Consider the following 21,761-nt stretch of genomic DNA (forward strand, 5'->3'; position numbering starts at 1 on the left):
GCGATGTTCCGCGTTTACTCGATTCCCGCGTCTTCGCGCACTTTTTTCAAATAAGGAATGCGCTGCGGCTGCGTGCACGGTCCATCATCCTGTTCCAGAGCCGCGTACAGACGGTCCGCCTCATTCTCCACCGCGCTCCAATCCTTTGCCATGGCCTCGGTCAGTTCCTGGGCAGAGCGGCACGGGTCGGCTGCCTGCGCCATTTCCTGCTCCATTTTGTCCCACACCGGACGTACCACGCGGATAAAGCGGGGATAATCTTCCTCAATCTTATAGTTCAGCCGTTCGAACTTCCACCACAGCGAATCTTCGCTGAAACGCGCGCCCGCATGACTGAGGTTTGCAGGCAGTTTGCCCTCCAGATAGCAGGGCACATACACCGAAGCACAGGGACTGGACAGTGTATTGAACCACACCAGCGGCTTATCGGGCGTCAGTTCCACCACCGCGCCGGCTGCTGTTTTGCTGGCATCCGGGTCGATGCTGTGCATACAGATGGACACATGCAGACCATCCGCCGGGCTGAACCGCGGCTCGATCAATTCGCCTTCAAAATGATCCCGCTGAATCTTCTGAAGCGTCTCGCGGGTAATGTCCCCCTTGGCCTGATTCAGCAGCTTATTGAGACGCATCCAGCGGGGATGCGCCGCCCGGTGCTTGATGGACATGGCGCTGTAGGCCTGCGCAAAGTTAAAAGGCAGCTCCCGGGGGTACCAGCCCATCTCATAAGCGTGTTCCTGCAGATCGGGGCTGGCCTCGTCCCACTGCGTGGTGGTGCTGTAGCAGTTGGAAATACCCGCCACATCCTGCACACGGCGCGCCACCCAGCGGCGGTTGACGGTGTCCAGAACCCACGCCTCGGTCGGGTCCGCGATCAGGAACGCATTATGATAGTGGAACACTTTGCCCACAGCCGCATTGCCGCCCTGGCCGTATTTTTCCAGCAGCGAAATGATGACGTGCATGGCTTCATACGCTGTTTTCCCGCGCTCCAGGCCCAGTCGAAGCAAGTCCATGCCGATCAGGCCGTTCTCCGTCTCTTCCTCTTCTTTGGACCAGACCGCCTCGTTGCCGATGACCACTTTGTGTTCGTTCATGCCATGTTCAAAGCCCCAAAGCCAATAGGGCTGCGAACCCATGACACGATAGGTGTGCTCCACCTGCGGAATGGTGATGTAGGTGCATTTCAGCTCTTCGCCCGGCGCATGGTCCGCTGCTTCAAAAAGTACCAGCGGCTGCGCCTCGTTTACGGGCCGATCACTGTTTTTTGCAAACAGAATGTTTCCGGAACGGGTGCTGTTTCCCAGCGCCACCATTGTATCGCAAGAATAGAATTCCATTTTTCTTCTCCTTTCATTGCTTGAGATCCGCACGCTGTGCGCTGCGTTCTCCCAATACGATCAAAATTGAAGCCGCTATGATGGCCGCGCATCCGGCCATCGTTCGAATATTCAAAGGTTCCGCGAATGCCAGAACGCCTGCCACTACGCTGACCACCGGTTCCAGCATATTGAGCACAGAAGCGGTGGATGCCCCAAGAGTGCGAATGCCGTAAGTGAGCATTGCCAAAGCAAAAATCGTACACACAACCGAAATGATGATCAGACAAACAAACGCCGTCCCGTTGGGCGGTGCCTGCAGCTGGCCCAACAACAGACTTTTGGCGCCAAAAATCAGTGTGGAAAACGCGCTGACAAAAAAGATGACTTCCATGGGCGGCAGAATTGCAAAACTGCTTTTGCGCCCTGCGATCACAAACGCAGCATACGTGACGGCAGAACCCAGTGCCAGCAGAACGCCCGGCAGTGCAAGCCCTTGGGAAAAATCAGCCAGAAGAGCCACGCCCGCCAGTGCGACCGCCACGGCAGCCACCTTATAACGTGTAATTTTTTCGTGGTACAGTACCGCCATGACCGCCAGAATCACCAGCGGATAAGCGAAGTGAAACATGGTGGCCAAACCGGTGGGAATGTACTGATACGAAAATGTGAGCAGATTAATGGTCATGCCAAAGCCGAGAATTCCAAACACAAGAAGGTGCCACAGTTGCCGACGCGTCACATAACGTCGATTGGAACGCTTGATTAAAAACAACAGCGCAAATGCGGATGAAAAAAGAAACCGAAAAAACACCACGCTTTCCGCATTCATTCCCTGTGCCATCGCCGTCTTGGAAAACACCGGCATAATGCCGTACGCCACCGAGGCGGCCAAAACCGCCAGCACACCCTTGATCATGTGTCTGCCTCCACATTCTCCCGATCGATCTGCAGAAGTGCCGCCAAAATATGAAGTCTCAGCCGGTCGCTTTCACAATGCAACGGGTCCAGGCCGGTTTGTTCTTTCAGGCGCTGCATACGAAACGCCACGGTGTTGCGGTGAATGTACAATCGCTCTGCCGCAGCACTGGGGCTCATTTCACTGGAACTGAGCGCGATCACTGTTTTGGCCAGTTCTTCATCCTGACGCAGCAAACCCAGACCTTCACGCAGTGCCTCCGACCGCCTCAGGTCCGGCATATGCCGGACCATCCAACACAAAAGCCAGTCCTGAATGTGGTAAATCCCCGGGGCAGCGCATCCAGGCCACCCCATCAGGAACCGGGCTTCTTCAAAGCTTTCCGGCACACGTTCCATTGCCGAAGCCACGCTGCCGCAGACCATGCGCAGTGCGATGCCCTGTGAAGCGCAATCCGCGCGCAGCGTTTCAAAAAAACGCTCCAGTTCCGCGCGGGCCTGCCGGGTTCGACCTGCCGGCGCTGTCTTCAGCAGCACCACCTGCTTTCCGCCCAGATATGCCGCGATGTCCTGCGCCGAAAAGCCCGGCATCCGTTCGACACTGCGCAGCACCGCGTCGTGCATGGAGGACGGACGGCGGCGGCCTGCCAGCGGCTGTGCCGCAAGCAGGCAGACCGCACGCGGCTGGTCCATATCATACCCGTGCCGTTCCGCCCAAAGGCGAACGCTCTGTGCATCCTGCGGGCTCGCCAGAGAGATCAAACGGTTCACATAACTGGTCTTTGCTGTCTGATCACTGAGTTTCTGATCATTTGCAAATTCCTGCTCCATCAGCAGTTCCGCCGTCAGTTTCACAAGACGTGCCATATGCTCCAGCTGGTGCGGATCGCCCGTGACACCCACAACACCCACCACTTCGCCCGCATGGCACAGGGGCATATTGATGCCCGGCTGCGTACTTTCCGCGCCGGCATCTGTGGTGTCAAAGCACTGGACGGTCTCTTTTCGCTCCAGAACAAGGCATGCGCCCACATGAAGCTTTCCGATCCGGTCCGGTTCTCCGCTGGCGATAATCACACCGCGCCCATCCATCATATTTACGTTGCAGCCCAGGCTTTCCATCATTCGATCCACTAGCTTTTGGGCCACAGGTGCGTCCAGAAACATGGCTTCACCGCTTTCATGCGGGCCCGCATACAGCGGGCCCTGCTGTTATTCCTGCTCAGCGGCTTTTGCCGCCTCGCGCTCGTTCAATTCCGCAACAATCTGATGCATACGGTCCTCGTTCAGTTTCCAGCCGCACAGAACCAGCGTCATCAGCAGATAAATCACTGCCGGAACAACGCAGTAGATCAGCAGAATGCCCTGCAAAGCCTGCGGGGTCTGCGCCTCATTGGCCACATAGCCGAACAGGTCCAGCCAGCCGCCGACGATAGTGGCAGAAATGGCCATGCCGAACTTCTGGCAGAAGGTATAGAAGCCGTAGTTGATCGCACGCACGTTTTTGCCCGTCAGCCACAGGCCATAGTCGGTGGTGTCCGCGATCATGGTGAAGAAAATCGCCAGTGTGGCGCTCATGGCAAACATTCCAACCAGGTTGGTCGCAACCACTACAACACCGCTGGTGGGGATAAAGTAGCGAACGATGCTTGCAGCCGCGAATACGACGCCGCAGGCCATCAGAAGTTTCTTCTTGCCGGTTCTGCGCGCAATGGGTTCCACGCTCAAAGCCGCCACCGCCGAAATCGGCGCATTGAAGAACAGGATGGTAGACATCAGCGTTGCCGAACCATAGTAGTAGTTGAAGAAATACGCCATGGACGAAGAGAAGATGTAATAGCCCAGCGTGCGCAGGAAGAATGCAACGCTGACCACCAGCAGCTGCTTGTTGCTGACAACCGCCTTGAAATATTCTTTCGCCGTGGTGCGCTCGGATTTTTTGGGCGCCGTGGCGCGCTCTACAATGCCGCGAACACAAATCAGGGTGGCAAAGGTCGCAATCAGCGCAAAGATCAGTGCCGTGCGGGAATAAGAAGTGTTTCCGGTCTGGCCGCTCTTCAGATACGGAGTGGCAATGGAGATGATCAGGCTGGGGATGGCCACAATGGCAAAACGGATGGAGTTCAGTTTCGTGCGCTCTTCCGTGCTCTGGGTCATCGTGGATGCAAACGCGTTGAAGGGAATCGCATAGCATGTATACATCAGCGTCCAGAAGCAGAACGCCGCCAGCGCAAAGACCGCCTGCAGATTGGTGGGAAGATCAAACTTTGTAAACATTATAACAAAGCTGACAGCCGTGGCAATAGAGCCCCACAGAATCCAGCGTTTATAATGTCCGGTTTTGTCGGAAATGTAGCCGATGAACACGTCGTTCACACCGTCGAAAATACGGCTTACCATCGAAATCAGACCAGCCAGTGTCGCCGGGATCCCCAAAACGTCCGTATAGAACACCAGCAGGAAAATCGCAATGAACTGAAGATACAGGTTGGCGGTGATATCGCCAATGCCGTAACTGATCATTTCCTTCATTGTCAGCTTTTTCGTTTTATCCATGAATAACCCTCCTCTTTAATTGGTTCACAACAACTTTCAGAATGCGGAACGCGCGCCTCCCTCCCAAATGCACTTTGTGCACTTTTATCGTTTATTCGTTTTTTTGATATCAAAATTCTAGCATATTTCACCATGAATGTCTTTATTCCCGCACCCCAGAATCTTTTGACCGCATTTGTGCTCTGCGCACAAAAAGCGACCACTGCTCCCAAAATCAAATTCTCCTGTTCAGGAACAGCATGCGCCGTTGTTCTTCCCTCTCTTTTTGAAATCATATGCCTGCCGTCGCGGACACAAATACGCTTGCGCGCCGGCCGCCCGAAAAAAATCTCGAAACGTTGTATGGTGAAAACATGCAAAAAGCGCGCACGTTCAAAACGTGCGCGCTTTTTTACAGTTCTTGTGGCAGCGAAACCTTTCGGGCAATCAGTGCCTTTGTGGGGATTCCCATTTCCGTAAACATATTTTCGTGCTCCGTGCGGATGTTCCAGTCCGGCTCATCAGCGTGGAGGTCCCTCGTCATCCAGGTGATCTCAAAACCCGCAGCGGGCAGATACAGCAACGTATCTTCAAACAGATCCTCGTCATCGCATTTGAACCAGATCTCCCCGTTTTCACACAGGAACTCCCGGTACAAAAGCAACTGCTTGGTGTGGGTGAGGCGGTGCTTTTTGTGCCCCGCCTTTTTGTTCCAGGGATTGCAGAAGTTGATATAGATCCGCTCTACCCGGTCGCCCGCGGCACCGGAGAGCATCGAGGGGATGCGCTCGATGTCATGGGTCAGGATCAGCACATTGTCCACCGGGCGGCCCGCCTGGGCGTACTCCCGGTCAATGTTCCGCTTTGCCAGAATCAGAACTTTGTCGGTCAGGTCGATGCCCACATAGTTGATCTGCGGGTTCCGCACAGCCAGCTTTGCCAAAAAGCCGCCTTTTCCGCAGCCCAGTTCCAGATGCAGGGGTTGGTCGGGACGGGCAAACAGTCCGTTCCATTTCCCCCGCTGCTCCATGGGTTCATTGACGTGAAACGGACAGGCCCGCAGTTCCGGACCTGCATAGGGTTTAAAACGCATTCGCATAAAAAATCGTTCCTTTCCTGATAGTGGAAATCAGTTGTTTTCTTCCGGCGGCAGGGTGCAGCTGCCAAGGCGCTTTTCGTTTGCCTGCACCGTCACGGAACCGTCCGCTTCCATACGAAGGGTATATTCCCGGTTTTTCAGCACCCGTTTTTCCGCCAGGCCATCCAAATTGCCGTCGGAATAGCTGACCACTTCCAGCTTCCCGTCCGGCTGCCGTTTGGCTTCCAGCCCGCCCCGATGCAATGTCAGTTCCATAGTCGCGCTGGTTTTCAGCAGCTGGCCATCCGTATCCATTGCCCAGGCTACCACCGTTACAAAGACCGGACAATGCGCCTGTTTCATGGGAGCGCCCGTCAGCGCCAGTACCAGCATGCGGTCGCTGCCCGTTCCCACCACCGTGGGAATCACCGCGCGCAACCCGCCCGGGCAGATTGCCGTGGGAAGGAAATGCCACGAAAGTCCCTCTCCGCCGCTGAGCGTGATTTGAACGTCCAATGCGGCACCTTTGGTATTCACCAGATCTCCAAAGGGCTTATACAGAGACAAACTGACGTTGGGGCTGTCTTCCCGGGGCAGCTCCGGCGGTTCTCCGGAACCTTCCTCTTCCGGCAAATCTCCGTCCAGTCCTTCCCGGCGCGCAGGCAGAGCGTCCGGCTGAGACAGTGCATTGGCCACAGCAGTTCCCCCCAAGCCCAGAGCCGTGGCGCCTGCAGCAGTGGCGACCACAGATCCGCCGCCGGTGGACACATGCCCCCAGTCCGTAATGTTCAGCAGTACATCTACTTCATAGCCCCAGGGCAGGTCTTCACCCGCTTCTATTTTCTGAATTCGGCCATCGTATTCCAGTTCCGCATTCCAAGTTTTCCCCTCCAGCGAATGGACGGTGGAAAACGCATAATAGAATGCATCCGCAGGAAAACTGCTGTTCCGCGCGCTTCCCATTTGGCCCTGCATGGTAGCCCGGAACACCGCTTCCGAATACGGCTGCTGCTGAACCGGCGCACTTTGCAGAAGGCTGCTGGTCTCCTCCCGATAGGATTGCGTATTTTCAAAAGGCGGACGCTGCACCGTCCGCGTCACAGGAAAACGAACCTCAATCCGACAGGTGCCATCCATGGTAAAAAACAAATCACCGGTATCTTCGATTTGGTCCACAGCGAGCAGTTGAACGTTTTCAAACGCAATGCGCAGGGTGCCTGCCGCATTGTCCGGCAAACCGGCCAGCATGCCGCTTTCGTCCGAAGACAGCAACAACCAGCGATTGGAATAAAAAGCAACCTGCTGCTCGACGCTCACCAAGTCAAAAAAAGCCGCACCCTGCCACATGCCGCCCTCAAAAGGATACATTCCGCTGGTATCCATGGTCACCGGGCTTTCCAGTGTAAAACTGACCCGCTTGCCCTCCTGCAAACAAACCGAACCGTCCTCATCCACATCCGGGCCGGTCAGCTGCATGCTCTCGCTCACCGAAGCAGGCGCTGCGATCCGCACACTGTTGATTTTTTCTTCTCCGCCGTCCGCAAAAGCGCACGCACCGGTCAACGCACAAAAGGACAGCAAAATTACAACCGCGGCGCACCGCCGCAAAACCGATTGCTTCATTTGCCTGCCCCCTGACCCGCCGGCTGAATCTGCCGCGCTTTCCATAATGTCCAACCAAGGCATCCCACACCGGCCAAAATCAGAGCCCCGGGCAGGACCCGTGCCAGCAGCATCCACAATGCACCACCCACCAGAGGGACAGCCCGCACAGCGGCAACGGGCACTGCCGCAGCCATGCCGACGGCAAAGCCCGCGAACACACGGTCCACCGCGCTCCGGTTCACCGTACGCAGCGCCTTGCGCGCCAGCACGATGTTCAAAAGAGTGATGAGCAGGCCGCGCTGTTTGGAAATCTGCTTGCCTACGCTGAGGAACAGCGCCACGCACACCATGCTGTTGACCAGACTTCCGTTTCCGGTCAAAAAGGGATACGACGCCAGCGCAATTCCTACGCCCAGCAAGCCGCAACCCAGCATCAAAGGAGTTCGATCGCCGGTCAGCAGACGCAGATTGCCATATTGGGGAATGCGCGCCAGCACAGTGGACACGCTCTCCTTTTTCAATTCTTCCAAAAAGTGGACGCGCCGCCGCTCATCGCCCTTGCGCCGGACCACGATGCCGCGAAAAAAGCTGTTGAAAATCACCAGCAGAATTGCCTTGCCGATCGTCCCGCCCAGCGCGCTGCCTTCCAGACCGCTGAGTGCGCCGGTCAAGAAATTCAACGGCCACAGGATCACCCACTGCACACCGGCTGCGCGCACCCAGCCCAGCAGAAGCCAGAACAGCGCCATCAATGCCGTAGGCGCCAGACTGTTCCGCACTAAAGTCCACAGATATCTGCCCCATTCACGGGCGCTTCGCTCTTTGAGATTCCCCATCGTTTTCCCCTTCATCCTTCTTATTCGTTCTGCATTACACAGCTGCCCAGTCGTTTTTCCGCCGCCTGCACGGTGATGGTGCCGTCGCTGTTTTTCGCCAGAGTATACTCGTGCTCTTTCAGCACCCGTTTTTCCGCAAGTCCGTTCAGGTTTCCGTCCGCATAGCTGACCACTTCCAATGTGCCGTCCGGTTTGCGCTCCGCCTCCAGACCGCCCCGGTGCAGTGTCAGCTCCATGGTGCCGCTGGTTTTCAGTATTTTGCCGTCCGGCCCCGCCGCCCAGGCGATCACTGTCACAAATACCGGGCAGTGCGCCTGCTTCATGGGCGCGCCTGTCAGCCCCAGCACCAGGGTGCTCTCACTGCCTGTTCCCACCACCGTGGGCACCACCGCTCTCAGCCCGCCCGGACACACAGCCGTGGGCAGATAGTGCCAGCGAAGGCCCTCGCCCCCGCTGACGGTGATTTGAATATCCACTGCGGCGCCCTTGGTATTGATCAGGTCTTCGAAGGGCTTGTACAGGGACAGGCTTACCTGCGGGCTGTCCTCCTGCGGCAGATCCGGCGGATCTCCGGAATCGTTCTGCTGCGGCAGGTCCTCCTCCAGTTCCTCCCTGCGCGCGGGCAGCGCATCCGTCTGCGCCAGTGCATTGGCCACCGCGCTGCCGCCCAAGCCCAAAGCAGTGGCTCCGGCCGCCGTAGCCGCCACCGGACCCGCATGGGTGGTGGCTTCGTTCCAGTCGATCACCTCGAGATAAAGCGTGACGAAAAGCGAAAAAGACGGCGTGTCGGCTGCATCCAGGCGCTGGGTGCTGTCATCAAACTCCACCGTACACAAATCGCCCTCATCGCTTTCTGTCCCCATCAGCAAAAGGCCGGCGGGAATGCCCCGAACCGGTTCCACCGACTGACCATTGGCGCCGGATACTCCAACGCCTACGGGAGAGTTGTGATATGTGGCACGGTAAACCAGCTCTCTGGGTTCGATCCGGGCCCACTCGCGGTCATAAATGCCACGCGTATAGGCCCACATCTCTTCATCCGTCGAAACCTGAGGCGGCGCCTCATATTCCAGAACGCGGTCAACGGTCATGCGCACCTCGACCTCGATGGTGCCGTCCATGGCCACATAAGGCGTCTCTATTCGGGCGGCATCGTACAGGTAGCGATACTGCTGCACGTTTTGAAATGAAATTTTCACGTGCACCACAGACCCCTGCGCCGGAGCGGCAAAGGTCACACCGGACTCGTCCGCCTGTGCCACCATGGGAACGCGCGCATTGCTGACCTGCGGGAACACCGCGCGCATCTCCGGTGCAGCACCGCCCTTAACCCCTACATTGATGGGTGAATCGAACCACGCCGCATCGATTTCCTCTTCGAACGTAAAGTTGCCGGACCGATCGCTGCGCAGCAACACCGTGCCGTCTTCTTCCACCGAAGGGCCTGTCAGCAGGGATGTCCCATCCGACAGGGTGGGCATCAAAATGCGAATGTTTTCAATTTCCTGTTCTTCGTTCTGCGCCAAAGCGCATGTGCCCCCAAACACACAAAACGCCAGCAGCGCCAAAGACGCGGCGCACCGGCGAAAAAACGACCTCTTCATGCCAGGTTCCCCTCTTTTCCGACACATATTATACAATGCGCCATCGGCCTGTGCAAGGCGCAAAAAAGGGCGGACCCCTCGGGGGCCCGCCCTTTTTTCATCTTATGCATGGGGATGTGTTCCGCCGGTCCAGCGCTCGGCTTCACACCAGACGGCACTGCCGGCCGCCAGGCTTTTGGGCACATCCAGAATGCGCTGGTTTTCTGACCCGCGAAAGCGCAGGTCCAAATTGCGCTTGGCCAGGACAAACTCTCCATCCACCAGAATATCCAGCTGTGCGAGCAGATCTTTCTGGGCCTGTGTTCCCTCCAGCAGCTGCTCAAAGGTATAGCCGGTATAACTGGCGACCTCATACCCGGCTGCCTTCAGCATACGGGCCAGTTCGCCAAACGCCTCGGCCTGAGAGAAAGGCTCTCCGCCGGAAAACGTGACGCCCCGCACCAAAGGACTTGCCTTGATATGGGCGAACAGCTCTTCCACCGGCACATCCTTTCCTGTACCGAACGGCCAGCTTTCCGGGTTGTGGCAGCCCTCGCACCGGCGGGGGCAGCCCTGGGCAAAAATGGCGGTGCGGATGCCCGGCCCATCCACAATGGAATCTTCCATAATGCCCGCCAGGTTCAGCACCTGTCCCATATCAGTGAGACAGACCGTGTTTCACGCGGTCGCGCTCCTCAGCCTTTTTGGCATCGTTCCATTTGTCCATGGTGCCGACCAGATAGCCGGTGATGCGGCGGATGCGCTCAAAGCCCACGTCTTTGCCATATTTTGCTTCACGGTTCGTCTGAATAGCCATACTGTTTCCTCCCAAGCTCTCGCTTATCTATGTAATGTTGTGTTTATTGTATACCAAATTAGAATAGTTTGCAAGTACCTGTTTATTCACAGCCGCAGAAAGTGGTCACTTCCGGATACAGTTTGCGCAGCTCGTCAACCTTCTCCTGGCTCAGTGCCTCGCCTTCACGGCGGCCGCAGCGGGGGCAAACCTCGCCGATGACACCTACATACCCGCAGATGGGGTCACGGTCTACCGGGTGGTTGATGGAGCCGTAGCCGATGCCCGCATCGTGCATGCAGCGCACCACGCTCTCAAAGGCCTCTACGTTGTTGGCCGTGTCACCGTCCAGCTCCACATAACTGATGTGACCCGCATTGGTCAGCGCGTGATACGGCGCTTCCTTGTGGATCTTATCGTAAGCGGAAATGGGGTACCACACGGGGATGTGGAACGAGTTGGTGTAGTACTCGCGGTCCGTGACGCCGGGGATCTTGCCGTAACGCTTCTGGTCCATGCGGATGAAGCGGCCGGACAGACCCTCTGCCGGGGTTGCCAGCAAACCGTAGTTCAAATGCGTCTCAGCGGCCTTTTTGTCGCAGAACTCGCGCATGTGGCGCACAATGGCCAAGCCTTTTTCCTGCATCTCGTCGCTTTCGCCGTGATGATGGCCGTACAGCGCAGTCAGCGTCTCGGCCAGGCCGATGAAGCCAATGGACAGGCTGCCGTGTTTGAGCACCTCGCGCACTTCGTCGTTGGGGCCCAGCTTGTCGGAGTCCAGCCACACGCCCTGACCCATCAGGAACGGATAGTTGTACACACGCTTGGAAGCCTGGATCTCATAGCGGTCATGCAGCTGCTGTGCCACCAGTTCCATCATGGCGTCCAGCTTCTCGTAGAACAGCTTTTCGTCGCCGTGGCTCTCAATGGCCAGTCGGGGCAGGTTGATGGAAGTGAAGGACAGGTTGCCGCGGGAATAGGCGATCTCCCGCTCCGGGTCGTACACATTGGACATCACGCGGGTGCGGCAGCCCATGGTCGCCACCTCTGTCTCCGGATGGCCGGGTTTGTAATACTGCAGGTTAAAGGGCGAGTCCAAAAAGACATAGTTGGGGAACAAACGCTTGGCGCTGACCTTGCAGGACAATTCGAACAGATCGTAGTTGGGATCGCCCGGATTGTAGTTGACGCCCTCTTTTACTTTAAAGATATGAATGGGGAAAATGGGAGTCTCGCCGTGGCCCAGGCCCGCGTCCTCAGCCATGAGGATGTTGCGGATGGCCATGCGGCCTTCGGGAGAGGTATCGGTGCCGTAGTTGATGGAGGAGAACGGCGTCTGCGCACCCGCACGGGAGTGCATGGTGTTCAGATTGTGCACAAAGCCCTCCATGGCCTGATAAGTGGCACGGTCGGTGGCTTTCTCGGCACGGTGACGGGCATGGCGCACCACATGCGTTGCCTTTTCCTTATCCAGACGGCCGTCCTTCACCAGCTGCTGCGCGGCAGCCGCATCAAAGGTGGCAGCCTGCGACTGGAGCCGGGGCTCCTCGCCGGTGGCTTCGGTACCGGCGGCAATGGCCGCCTGCGTCAGCACGGACTCGTCATCGGTGTCCAGAACATCTTCCAGTGCTTCCTGCAGCTTGCCGGCATAATTTTTGGCAAAGGTCTTGCGCACGCCCTGTGCCATGGCGTAATCGAAGTTGGGCACGCCCTGGCCGCCGTGCTGGTCGTTCTGGTTGGACTGAATGGCAATGGCCGCCAGCGCCGCATAGCTGCCGATGCCCTGCGGCTCACGCAGGTAGCCGTGACCGGTGGAGAAACCGCCTTTGAACAGCTTGACCAGGTCGATCTGGCAGCAGGTGGTGGTCAGCGCGTAGAAATCAAAATCATGAATATGGATATCGCCTTCGCGATAGGCGCGGGCCTGGTCGGGCGTCAGCAGATAGGCGGCATTGTACGCCTTGGCGCCGGCCGTACCGATCTGCAGCATGGAGCCCATGGCCGTGTTTCCGTCGATGTTGGCATTGTCGCGCTTCATGTCGCTGATGCGGGCATCCACATTGGTGATCTCGTCAATGGATTTCATCAGGCTGGTTTTGGCCTCGCGGATGCGGGTGCGCTCGGCGCGGTACAGAATGTACTGCTTGGCAGCTTCTTCCATGCCGGCGTGCATCAATTCCTGCTCAACGGCATCCTGGATCTGTTCAATCTGCGGGGGTTCGTTTCCACACTCTTTTTCCAGCGCCTCTTCCACTGCGTTGGCCACGTTCGCGGCAACGGTGGCGTCTCCCTGTCCTGCCGCCTGCAGGCAGCGCAGAACCGCAGATGCAATTTTGCTTGCGTCGTACAGCACCACGCGGCCGTCGCGCTTCACAATGCTTTTAATCATGGTTTTTTATCTCCTTATCTCGCGCCGGAATCCCCCGGGGTGACGCCCCAGACCGTTCGCTAAATCTTGAATCCGCGTTCTATTATCACACTAGATATTGTGGATGTCAAGCAAAAGGAACGTAAAAAAATTTGCGTTTTTTTGTCCAATTTGCCAAAGGTGACGAACATTGATATAATAAACTCACGTGAATTTGGGAAGTGTGACAATATGCGATCACAACAGCGCCGCACCCCTGGCGGCGTATGCTATGAACTGACTCGAAAGCGGGTAAAAAACCTGAATCTGCGCATCCGCGCGGACGGAAACACCGCTGTTTCGGCCCCCTCTTTTGTTCCTGTTGCTGAAATCGACGCCTTTGTGGACAGCCGGGCGGAATGGATCAGCCGTGCCAAGAGGAAAATTCTGGAGCGAAAAGCACAAGATCTTGTGCCCTGCACGGTTTCACCCCAAGAGGCTCTGGAACTGTTTGAAGCTGTCAGCCGTGAGATTTTTCCCTTGTTTGCGGACGTTCTGCAAAATCAGCCTCCTCTTTTGAAGGTGCGGGATATGAAAAGCCGCTGGGGCGTCTGCTGCCCGGCCAAGCGGCGCATCACACTGGCGCTTCGCCTGGCGGAAAAACCCCGGCGGGCCGTGGAGTACGTGGTTCTGCACGAGTATGCACATTTCCTGCAGCTGAACCACAGCCCGGCATTTTGGGCCGTGGTCGAGCGCTTCATGCCGGACTACCGGGAGCGCCGGGCCCTTTTAAAAAGTTGATTGCGTCAAAAATTCATTGCAATCGCCGGTGAAAACGGGTATATTACTTATTTAAGATGTTTCGGCCCTTCCCGGGCAATCAAACCAAGGAGGTTCCTGTTTGGATAAGTATAAGCGGCTTGTTTCCAACACCATCCTGTTTGCGATCAGCACCTTTTCGTCCAAAATTTTAAACTTTTTTCTGACCACCTATCACACTCACATGATGGGCACCGGTGCATACGGCAGTATGGACGCGATCATTGCCATCGGCAACGTGTTCATCCCCATTGTGAGTCTGGGTATCTCCAACGCCATCATCCGCTTCGGCCTGGAAAAGGGCATCAACAAACGCAGTCTGTACACCAACGGTCTTTTGTCCCTGCTGTTGGGATTTATGATCCTGCTGATTCTGACCCCGCTTCTGGATCTTGTGCCGTTCATTGGCGGCACCATCGGCGACTACTGGCCGCTGCTGCTGATTTTTGTATTCACCAGCTGCCTGCGCACGCTGAACTGCCAGTTTGTACGCGCCCGGGAAATGGTGCGGCTGTATGCCATTGACGGCATTTTGTGCACCATTGCCAACCTGTTTTTCAATGTTCTGTTCCTGTCCGGATTCCATCTGGGCGCCACGGGACTGATTCTCGCGCTGATCTGCTCCGATGCTTCCAGCGCACTGTTTCTGTTCTTTGTCTCCCGCATCTGGAAATACATCCGGTTCCGGCGCATCGACACCCGACTGTTCCAGACGATGCTTCGCTACTCGGTTCCTTTGATCTCCGCCAGCATTTTCTGGTGGGTGACAAACACCAGTGACAAACTGTTCATCACCAGCATGTTGGGCAGCGAGGTGAACGGCCTGTTTGCCACCAGCTATCGCCTGCCCACGCTTTTGACCATCGTGGCCACCCTGTTTACCGAGGCATGGCAGATCAGCGCGTTTACCGACGGCACGCGCGCCGGACGTGAGGAGTTTTTCAGCCGTGTGTGGAACGCCTATCAAAGCGTGATGTTCCTGGCGGGCGCCGGCATTATTCTGCTGTGCCAGCCCATTATGAAAGTGTATGTATCCGATGCGTTTTATGCCGGTTGGATCTACATTCCTCTGCTCACCTTTGCCACGGTTTTTTCCAGCTTCGACAACTTCTTGAACAGCATTTACATGGCGGAAAAACGCTCGGGCCTGAGCCTGATCACCATGGCGGTGGGCGCCGTGCTGAACCTGATTCTGAACGGTCTTTTGATTCCGCGGTGGGGCGTGCAGGGCGCGGCCTTCGCCACGTTTGCCAGCTATTTTGTGGTTTTCCTTCTGCGGGCCGTCAACACCCGCGGCTTGATCCGGGTGGATTTTGCCCCCTTTGTGCTGTTCCTGAATCTTGCCCTGATGGGATTTGAAAGCTACTGGATGCTGACCGACACCCCGCTGTGGCCTTTGTGGTGCAGCCTGTGCGTGCTGCTGATGGCCATTCTCAGCTTCAGCAGTCTGTGGGACACAGCCAAGCATATCCTGGCCATGGGCAAGCGCCGGAAAGCCCGGCATTGAGCATCTGTTTTCAAGCGGAGCCGAACGGCTCCGCTTTTTTCATGCCGGCATTGACTTTTCCCTTTGCCGGGCGTATGATGCAGATATATTATTTAGATGTCCATCAAAGTAAAGTGAGGAGATTTTCATGACACAAACACCTGTTCCCATGCTCACCATTGTGTGCATCGCCGTCAGCGCCTGTCTTTCCATTCTGGTGCCTGTTGCGCTCCTGATCGGATGCCGTGTGCGATTCGGCCGTGGGCCGAAAGCTGCCGCTGTGGGTGCACTTTGCTTTTTCGTGAGCGTCATGGTTTTGGAAACTCTGCTGCACCAGGTGGTGTTTTCTCTTTTCCCGGCCCTTCCTTTTCTGCCGGCCGCCTATGTGCTGTACGGCTGTCTGGCATCCGGCCTGTTTGAAGAGACCGCCCGCCTGTTGGGCCTGAAATGGCTGTGCCGCAAAGACCCCGATTTTGTCACCGGCCTGGGATACGGCATCGGACACGGCGGCTTTGAAGCCGTTGTGATGGTGGGAATCAATCTGGTTGCCAGCTTGGTTCTGGTACTGGCCCTGAACCACGGCGCCGATCTGGCTTCCGGGCTGACGCAGGCGCAGATAGATGTTTTTTCCTCCACTCCCTCCACTGCTTTCCTGTGGAGCGGCGCGGAACGGCTGATCTCCATCTGCCTGCACATCGCTCTGTCTGTTCTGATTTGGATGGTGGTGACCAAACGTATTTCCCACTGGTTTTACTGGGTGTCCGTAGGGCTGCACGCTTTGAGTAATGCGGGCGCCGCATTGTATCAGTGTGGCGTTTGGACCAGTCTTCCTCTCACCGAGCTCTGGACGCTGTGCACTACAGTCCTGACTGTGGCACTGGTCGTTTTTCTGTTGAAAAGGCAACCCCATAAAGAGTTTTCGGCTTGATCGAAGCGCCGCATCCGGTTGGATGCGGCGCTTTTTCACGAGAAAAAATATTTTTGTTATTGACATTTAATATCAATAAGGATATAATATTATCAATAGGAAATTCTTCCAGTGCAAAACCAGCCGGAAGGACTTCGGCGCATGTGGGTGCCTGATCCCATAAATTTAAACGATGAAGGAGATAAAACCATGAGAAGCATCACAACACTTGATCTGCAGTACGCCCACCGTTTTTACGGCTTCAAAGGCGAAGCCCAGTATCTTCACGGACACACCGGAGTTCTCACCATCGAAGTAGAAGGCTCGGTCAATCCTGGCGTCAACATGGTATTCCCCTGCAACGAGATCCAGAAGACCGCCTGGGAAGTTTTGAAAAATTTCGACCACGCCCTGATCCTGCGGGAGGATGATCCCCTGCTGCCGGCGGTACTTGCCGTCTACGAAAAGCAGGGCATCAAAGACGGAGCCCCGAACAATGTGATGAAAGGGCCTGCGTTCCAGACAGAACTGGCCACTGCTTACCCCGAATGCCGCCTGGTCGTCACCAAAGAAACCATGACGGTAGAGGGCATGATCAAAATCGTTTACGAGCTTTTGAAAGATAAGCTGAACATTGTGAAGCTCACCTTCTCCAGTGGTGTGAACATGGCTTCGCAGGAATACGAACCGCATCTGGAAGTAGAGCGCTGCCCGTTGTGCGGCATTGCGCTGAATGAAAACGGCGTCTGCCCCAAATGCGGATACCGCAAACCGTAAAGAAAAAAGCCGCCCCGAGAGGGCGGCTTTTCTGTTTTAAAACTCAATGCCCGGCCGGGCGGCGAGCCCCTGTTCATAGGGGTGGCGATGGCAGCGCATCTCGGTGGAATAATCCGCAGCCTCCCGCATCCAGTCTGCGGGCTGACGGCCGGTCAGGACGACCTCCCGGGAAAAGGGACGGTCCAGGACCGCCTCGCGCAGGAGGGATTCGTCCACCATATGAAGGGCACAGGCAGCGCAGGCCTCGTCCAGAATCAGCACATCGGACGGTTCTTCCAGCGCCCGGCGCAGATGTTCCGTCTGCATACGGGCGGTCTCTTCCTTTTCCTGTTCTGTCATTTGAAATACAAATTTCTGCCCGGCTTTTCCCCGGTACACAGCCGCGCCCAGCTGCTCCAGCAAGCCGATTTCACCGGTGGGAGCGCCTTTCAAAAACTGCACCACAGTGACGCGCAGGCCATTGCCCAGCGCCCGCAGCGCCAGCCCCATGGCCGCTGTGGTCTTTCCCTTTCCCTCGCCCCAATACAAATGGATTTTTCCCTGCTGTTCCATACGGCACCTCCAACCTTTTTACCGCATCATACCACAAAAGGCGGGATCCCGAAAGACCCCGCCCAGATTTTTAAACCCAAAGAGGATTATCCCACAGCGTCAGCTTGGTGCCGAGCCCCAGCTTCTGCGCCTCTTTGTACAGCATGTTTGCAATGAGGATGTCCACGGAGCCAACCCCCAGCGTACCGCAGAAAATAAACTCGTCGTCATTTTCACGGCCCAGGTTCTCCACTACCATCTGGGGCATCTCCACTACGTCTTCCTGATTCAGCCGGCCCTCATGGTACAGCTTGCCTTCCAGCGTGCCGTTGTAATGAGAAAGCTGCGCCCAGTTGTCCACAAAAATTTTGTCCGCACCGGTCAGCACGTCCTCTTCATAGGAGGCTGCCTCCATCTGAATGACCGTGGCATTGGACTTGATCCACTCTTTTTTCAGGAAGGGCTTCGCAGCCGTGGTCTCGGTGACCACAACATCCGCGTCCTTCAAAGCGGTCTGTGCATCGGTGCAGGGCACCACATGGTAAGTTCCTTTGAATTCGTCCGCCAGAGCCTGCGCTTTTTTCTCGTCCAGATCCACCATATAAATGGTCTCCAGGCCGGGCAGCACTTCCATCATGGCCATAATCATGGTGCGGCCGATCACGCCTGCCCCGAACAACGCCGCCACTTTGGAATTTTTGCGTGCGTTGTACTTGGCCATTACGCCGGCCGCCGCACTGGTGCGCATGGCCGTTGTGATGGTTCCGTCCAGAATTGCTTTGGGGAACACTGTGTGCGGATCGCTGAGCACAACAATGTCCACGCCGTAGGGCAACCCCTTGGACGGGTTCGCCTTGGCCTCCGACGCCCATTTGAAGCCGACCACGTCCTCGTCTCCTCCAATATAGGAAGGCATGGACATGCAGTAGGAATCCCAGTCATCTGCATCCATTTCCGGCATGCGCAGCTGCACTTTTGGCGGATTGCTGACCTTGCCCTCTCCCAAAAGACGGAAGGTTTTTTCCGTCGCCTCCAGAATTTTTTTCATATCCAACAGGCCCGCCTGAATGACGTCTTCCTGCTTTAAAAACAAAATTTCCGGTACCATTTCCAACACCTCTGCTTCTTTCTGCCCCGTTCACAGCGGGAGCTGCTGTCTTCAGCAACTCCCATTATAGCACCCAAATTCATAAAATCAAGTAAATTATGAATATTTATTCAATAAATTGCAAAACAAACGCCCTCTCCTGCATCCGTTGCTGAGAGGGCGTCGGTTCAGTTCTGCTTTTGGACGATTTTGTATTCATCATCCATCTGAAAAAACGGGCATTCGCGCGTGCGGCCACCCAGGCAGTCACACATTTCGTCTTCGTCCAAAGGAACACAGCACACCCGCATGCCGTACTCCTCGTCCCACACATAATTCAGGCACCATTCGCAGCTGGTCATGATTCAGACTCCCTCACGTAGGTTTCCCCTGTCAGGAAGGCATCCAGGCGGGCAGCTTCCTCTTCAAAATCGCAGCCGATCACCGAACGGCCCGAAGGCAGGTTGATGCCCCAGCAGTAGTCCTGGTCGGGAACGGTGATCTGGTCCGCGTCACTGGTGAGCAGAGCCGGCATCTTGAACGCAAGCTGCCACAATTCGCCGTTGGTCAGGTTGGTCTCAATCATGGGCAGCAGCTTGTCCGCGATCAGGTTGATTTTGGCCGGACTCAGGGTCGCGATCTGGTCGGCTGCACCCTGAATCACTTCCTGTTGGCGCTCCACACGCTTCCAGTCGCTGTCCAAATGGCGGATGCGGGCGTACACCAGCGCGGTGGGACCGTCCAGGCGCGCCTCGCCGGCTTCCCACTTGTCCTCGCCGGCAATATCATTCATGTACGCAGCCTCTTCTTCGCTCAGGTCCACCACTACACCGCCGATATCGGTGATTCCCTCTTCAAATACGGTGAAGTTCACACGCACATACTTGCTCACATCCACCTTATAATAATCGCGCAGCGTTTTTAACAGCAGTTCGGGACCGCCGTATGCATACGTATGCGTCAGCCAGTCATCGCCATGGTTGGGAATGGACACGCCCACGCCGCGTTCAAAAGACGCCAGCTTCCAGGTGTTGTCCTTGCTGTTGATGGACAGCAGCATCATGCTGTCTGCACGGCCGGTGTCCGACTTGTTCTCCTCCCGCTCGTCCGAACCGATGAGCAGAATATTGGTAATATCCTCGTGAACGTTGACGTCACCCTCCGGCGGCGCGATGTTTCCGCCGTTCTCCATCACATCAATATAGTCCAGGTCCAGATGCTCAAATGACAGCTCCTCGTCCTCCGGAATGCTGTAGCTGCCCGATGTGGGGCGGGAGAGCATACTCATTTTGCTGTTGATGTAAATGACACCGGCCACCACCACAAGAAGCAGCAGCGCCAGCGCGGACGCAAGAACGATCAATGCGATCTTCGCACGCTTGGAAAGCTTCTTTTTCATTTTCAGTTTCCTCCGGATCTATCAGGCTTTCTGAAACCGTCCCGCCTGAGCGGGATAACGCTTTATTATACCACGGATTTGTTAAACTTGTATGAAAAAAATACCGTCTTCTTCAACGGGCAATGTTTTTGAAATAGTGATGCGCCCAGCACTCCGTCACGATTTTGCGGGCGGCAAACAGCGCCGTCTGGGCAGGGTCCAGGCTGGGAGCCACCTCCACCACGTCCATACCGATCACATTCAAGTGTTCAAACACGCCCCGCAGCAGATCCAGCAACTGACGGGCAGAGAGACCGCCAAACTGCGGTGTGCCCGTGCCCGGAGCATAGGCCGGGTCCAGACAGTCGATGTCCAGCGTGATGTATACTTTTTCAAAACGCCCCAAAAACGACACGATTTTCTCCAGTGCCGCGGCAACACCCATGTGATCCACGTCCGCTGCGGACACCACCTGAATATTATGGGTGCGGAAGTATTCCAGTTCATCGGACTCAATGGAACGGATTCCCACAAAGCACAGATGGTCGCTGTCCCGCACATGGGACAATTCCACCGCCCGCCGTTCGGTGGAACCATGAGACAGCTTGTCGCCATGCATTTCATCGCACAAATCAAAGTGCGCGTCAAAATGAAGAATGCCGAAATCCGTATCCACCGCCTCGTCGATTCCCCGGTGTACCGGAATGGTAGTGGAATGGTCGCCGCCGATCATTGTAAAAAAGCGGCCCGCTTTGACCGCCTGCGCAGCCATGGCCTGCGCCTGGGCGAACATCTCTTCCCTGCTGCCGGTGCAGTCACCCAGATCCTTGACCTTCAGCGAAGAAAAGTCGCGGAAATCTTCGGTCGTGGGCGAAATGGTATAGGTGATGCCGCGCAGTGCCGCCGGTGCCTCGCACGCGCCGGCGCGGAAGCTGACCCCGCCGTCATAAGGAACGCCAAATACCACCACATCGGCCTGTTGTGCAGAAAGTTCCGGATGATTGAGCCCGGCCCAAATGCCCGGGTCACCGGCCAGTGATTGTTTGTTCGCCATATTGCTCTTCCTTTCTTCTTTCCTCTTCCGGTCCTGCCGGAACACATTCTGCTGTGTCCGGAATAATGAATGTTCAAAGCGCGCAAAATGCAATCAGGGCGAACTTGCGCCTGTTTCACACCGGCCTGCGCTGCCGCCCGGATGAATAAATATAGTATAGCAGTGCAAGCGGTTTTCGCACAACCTTTTTAAAAAAGGTGAAAAGAAAAAATCAGCTGTACAAAAGACTCCTCTTATTGTATAATATAGGATGAATTACGCCTGAAAAGGGCGTTGAAACCGGATGGAAAAGGAGTGGAGCGGTTTTGATCAAGTTCTACAATCCCCTGGGCAAAGTATGTATGACCAATGAATACTTTGCGGGCCTTGTCGGCGCAGCTGCGCAAAGCTGCTACGGCGTCTGCGGCATGGCCACAGGCGGCAAATCCGACAGTTTCAAAACACTGTTCCTGGGCAGCGATTTTCCCGACAAGGGTGTGCGCGTGACCGAGGAAGACGGCAAGCTTGTGATCGAGCTGCATATCAAAGTGACCTACGGGTTGAACATTGCTGCCATTGTGCGCAGCATCACCCACAAAGTAAAATACGCCGTGGAAAGCGCAACTTCTCTGGAAGTGCGCCGCATCGACGTGTGCGTGGACGATATCGTCTGACCCTCGCCCGGGCGGGGTATCTGCGGCAAAGGCCGACATTTTTTTGAGGTGA

The 21,761-nt window shown here is 56.1% G+C and carries 22 protein-coding genes; 5 read left to right on the forward strand and 17 right to left on the reverse strand.

The annotated features are described in order from the left end of the window. Positions 1–14: 14 nt before the first annotated feature. From ACKTS9_RS06585 to ACKTS9_RS06640, 12 genes are all read right to left on the reverse strand, one after another. Positions 15–1,340: a C69 family dipeptidase gene (locus tag ACKTS9_RS06585; protein WP_349216530.1), complete on the reverse strand. Its 1,326-nt coding sequence runs from the start codon at positions 1,338–1,340 to the stop codon at positions 15–17. A 13-nt stretch (positions 1,341–1,353) separates the two neighbouring features. Then, positions 1,354–2,238, reverse strand: coding sequence for a DMT family transporter (locus tag ACKTS9_RS06590; protein WP_349216529.1), 885 nt, complete (start codon positions 2,236–2,238; stop codon positions 1,354–1,356). Continuing rightward, positions 2,235–3,404 carry a sugar diacid recognition domain-containing protein gene (locus tag ACKTS9_RS06595; RefSeq protein ID WP_349216528.1) on the reverse strand — a complete coding sequence of 390 codons (1,170 nt, stop codon included), beginning with the start codon at positions 3,402–3,404 and terminating at the stop codon, positions 2,235–2,237. Before ACKTS9_RS06595 ends, ACKTS9_RS06590 begins: the two co-directional genes overlap by 4 nt. A 45-nt stretch (positions 3,405–3,449) precedes the next feature. Continuing rightward, complete coding sequence (locus ACKTS9_RS06600) at positions 3,450–4,793, reverse strand: MFS transporter (RefSeq protein WP_349216527.1); 1,344 nt, start codon at positions 4,791–4,793, stop codon at positions 3,450–3,452. Beyond that, positions 4,772–5,005: a hypothetical protein gene (locus tag ACKTS9_RS06605; protein WP_407879734.1), complete on the reverse strand. Its 234-nt coding sequence runs from the start codon at positions 5,003–5,005 to the stop codon at positions 4,772–4,774. Before ACKTS9_RS06605 ends, ACKTS9_RS06600 begins: the two co-directional genes overlap by 22 nt. 179 nt (positions 5,006–5,184) lie before the next feature. Further along, the gene (trmB, locus tag ACKTS9_RS06610; protein WP_349215451.1) at positions 5,185–5,871 is read right to left on the reverse strand and encodes a tRNA (guanosine(46)-N7)-methyltransferase TrmB; all 687 of its coding nucleotides are present in this window, start codon (positions 5,869–5,871) and stop codon (positions 5,185–5,187) included. 30 nt (positions 5,872–5,901) lie between these two features. Continuing rightward, complete coding sequence (locus ACKTS9_RS06615) at positions 5,902–7,473, reverse strand: hypothetical protein (protein WP_407879736.1); 1,572 nt, start codon at positions 7,471–7,473, stop codon at positions 5,902–5,904. Further along, the gene (locus tag ACKTS9_RS06620; protein ID WP_407879738.1) at positions 7,470–8,291 is read right to left on the reverse strand and encodes a hypothetical protein; all 822 of its coding nucleotides are present in this window, start codon (positions 8,289–8,291) and stop codon (positions 7,470–7,472) included. Before ACKTS9_RS06620 ends, ACKTS9_RS06615 begins: the two co-directional genes overlap by 4 nt. 20 nt (positions 8,292–8,311) lie before the next feature. After that, positions 8,312–9,895, reverse strand: coding sequence for a hypothetical protein (locus tag ACKTS9_RS06625; protein WP_407879740.1), 1,584 nt, complete (start codon positions 9,893–9,895; stop codon positions 8,312–8,314). A 102-nt stretch (positions 9,896–9,997) separates the two neighbouring features. After that, the gene (gene nrdG, locus ACKTS9_RS06630) at positions 9,998–10,501 is read right to left on the reverse strand and encodes an anaerobic ribonucleoside-triphosphate reductase activating protein (RefSeq protein WP_407879742.1); all 504 of its coding nucleotides are present in this window, start codon (positions 10,499–10,501) and stop codon (positions 9,998–10,000) included. A gap of 31 nt (positions 10,502–10,532) precedes the next feature. After that, positions 10,533–10,691, reverse strand: coding sequence for an anaerobic ribonucleoside-triphosphate reductase (gene nrdD / locus ACKTS9_RS06635; protein ID WP_349215457.1), 159 nt, complete (start codon positions 10,689–10,691; stop codon positions 10,533–10,535). 82 nt (positions 10,692–10,773) lie between these two features. Further along, positions 10,774–13,059 carry an anaerobic ribonucleoside triphosphate reductase gene (locus ACKTS9_RS06640; protein WP_407879745.1) on the reverse strand — a complete coding sequence of 762 codons (2,286 nt, stop codon included), beginning with the start codon at positions 13,057–13,059 and terminating at the stop codon, positions 10,774–10,776. 210 nt (positions 13,060–13,269) lie between these two features. On the opposite strand from ACKTS9_RS06640, the gene ACKTS9_RS06645 reads away from it, so the two are divergent. The 4 genes from ACKTS9_RS06645 (at position 13,270) to ACKTS9_RS06660 (ending at position 17,006) form a co-directional block, all read left to right on the forward strand. Next, positions 13,270–13,818 (forward strand): M48 family metallopeptidase, encoded by a 549-nt coding sequence (locus tag ACKTS9_RS06645; RefSeq protein ID WP_349215460.1) that lies wholly within the window; start codon positions 13,270–13,272, stop codon positions 13,816–13,818. A 100-nt stretch (positions 13,819–13,918) separates the two neighbouring features. Beyond that, the gene (locus tag ACKTS9_RS06650; RefSeq protein ID WP_349215461.1) at positions 13,919–15,343 is read left to right on the forward strand and encodes a lipopolysaccharide biosynthesis protein; all 1,425 of its coding nucleotides are present in this window, start codon (positions 13,919–13,921) and stop codon (positions 15,341–15,343) included. A 127-nt stretch (positions 15,344–15,470) separates the two neighbouring features. Continuing rightward, entirely contained in the window at positions 15,471–16,250 is a 780-nt protein-coding gene (locus ACKTS9_RS06655; RefSeq protein ID WP_349215462.1) for a YhfC family glutamic-type intramembrane protease, read from the forward strand. Positions 16,251–16,439: 189 nt separating this feature from the next. Beyond that, entirely contained in the window at positions 16,440–17,006 is a 567-nt protein-coding gene (locus ACKTS9_RS06660) for a 6-pyruvoyl trahydropterin synthase family protein (protein ID WP_349215464.1), read from the forward strand. Positions 17,007–17,042: 36 nt separating this feature from the next. Here the strand turns inward: ACKTS9_RS06660 and ACKTS9_RS06665 are convergent, their stop codons facing one another. The 5 genes from ACKTS9_RS06665 to speB form a co-directional block, all read right to left on the reverse strand. Then, positions 17,043–17,558 carry a cob(I)yrinic acid a,c-diamide adenosyltransferase gene (locus ACKTS9_RS06665; protein ID WP_407879749.1) on the reverse strand — a complete coding sequence of 172 codons (516 nt, stop codon included), beginning with the start codon at positions 17,556–17,558 and terminating at the stop codon, positions 17,043–17,045. 70 nt (positions 17,559–17,628) lie between these two features. Then, on the reverse strand, positions 17,629–18,645 hold the full coding sequence (locus tag ACKTS9_RS06670; RefSeq protein WP_349215467.1) for an ornithine cyclodeaminase family protein: 1,017 nt from the start codon (positions 18,643–18,645) through the stop codon (positions 17,629–17,631). Between the two features lie 167 nt (positions 18,646–18,812). Next, positions 18,813–18,986, reverse strand: a complete 174-nt coding sequence (locus ACKTS9_RS06675) for a DUF6472 family protein (protein ID WP_349215468.1) — start codon at positions 18,984–18,986, stop codon at positions 18,813–18,815. Then, positions 18,983–20,023 (reverse strand): LCP family protein, encoded by a 1,041-nt coding sequence (locus ACKTS9_RS06680; protein ID WP_407879752.1) that lies wholly within the window; start codon positions 20,021–20,023, stop codon positions 18,983–18,985. Before ACKTS9_RS06680 ends, ACKTS9_RS06675 begins: the two co-directional genes overlap by 4 nt. Positions 20,024–20,135: 112 nt before the next feature. Next, positions 20,136–21,056, reverse strand: coding sequence for an agmatinase (gene speB / locus ACKTS9_RS06685; RefSeq protein ID WP_349215471.1), 921 nt, complete (start codon positions 21,054–21,056; stop codon positions 20,136–20,138). Between the two features lie 305 nt (positions 21,057–21,361). Between speB and ACKTS9_RS06690 the strand changes: the two genes are divergently transcribed. Then, on the forward strand, positions 21,362–21,709 hold the full coding sequence (locus ACKTS9_RS06690) for an Asp23/Gls24 family envelope stress response protein (protein WP_349215472.1): 348 nt from the start codon (positions 21,362–21,364) through the stop codon (positions 21,707–21,709). The last annotated feature ends 52 nt before the right edge of the window (positions 21,710–21,761 follow it).

The sequence above is a fragment of the Owariibacterium komagatae genome, from assembly GCF_045865535.1.
In the GTDB taxonomy this organism is placed as follows: Bacteria; Bacillota; Clostridia; order Oscillospirales; family Ruminococcaceae; genus Ruthenibacterium; species Ruthenibacterium komagatae.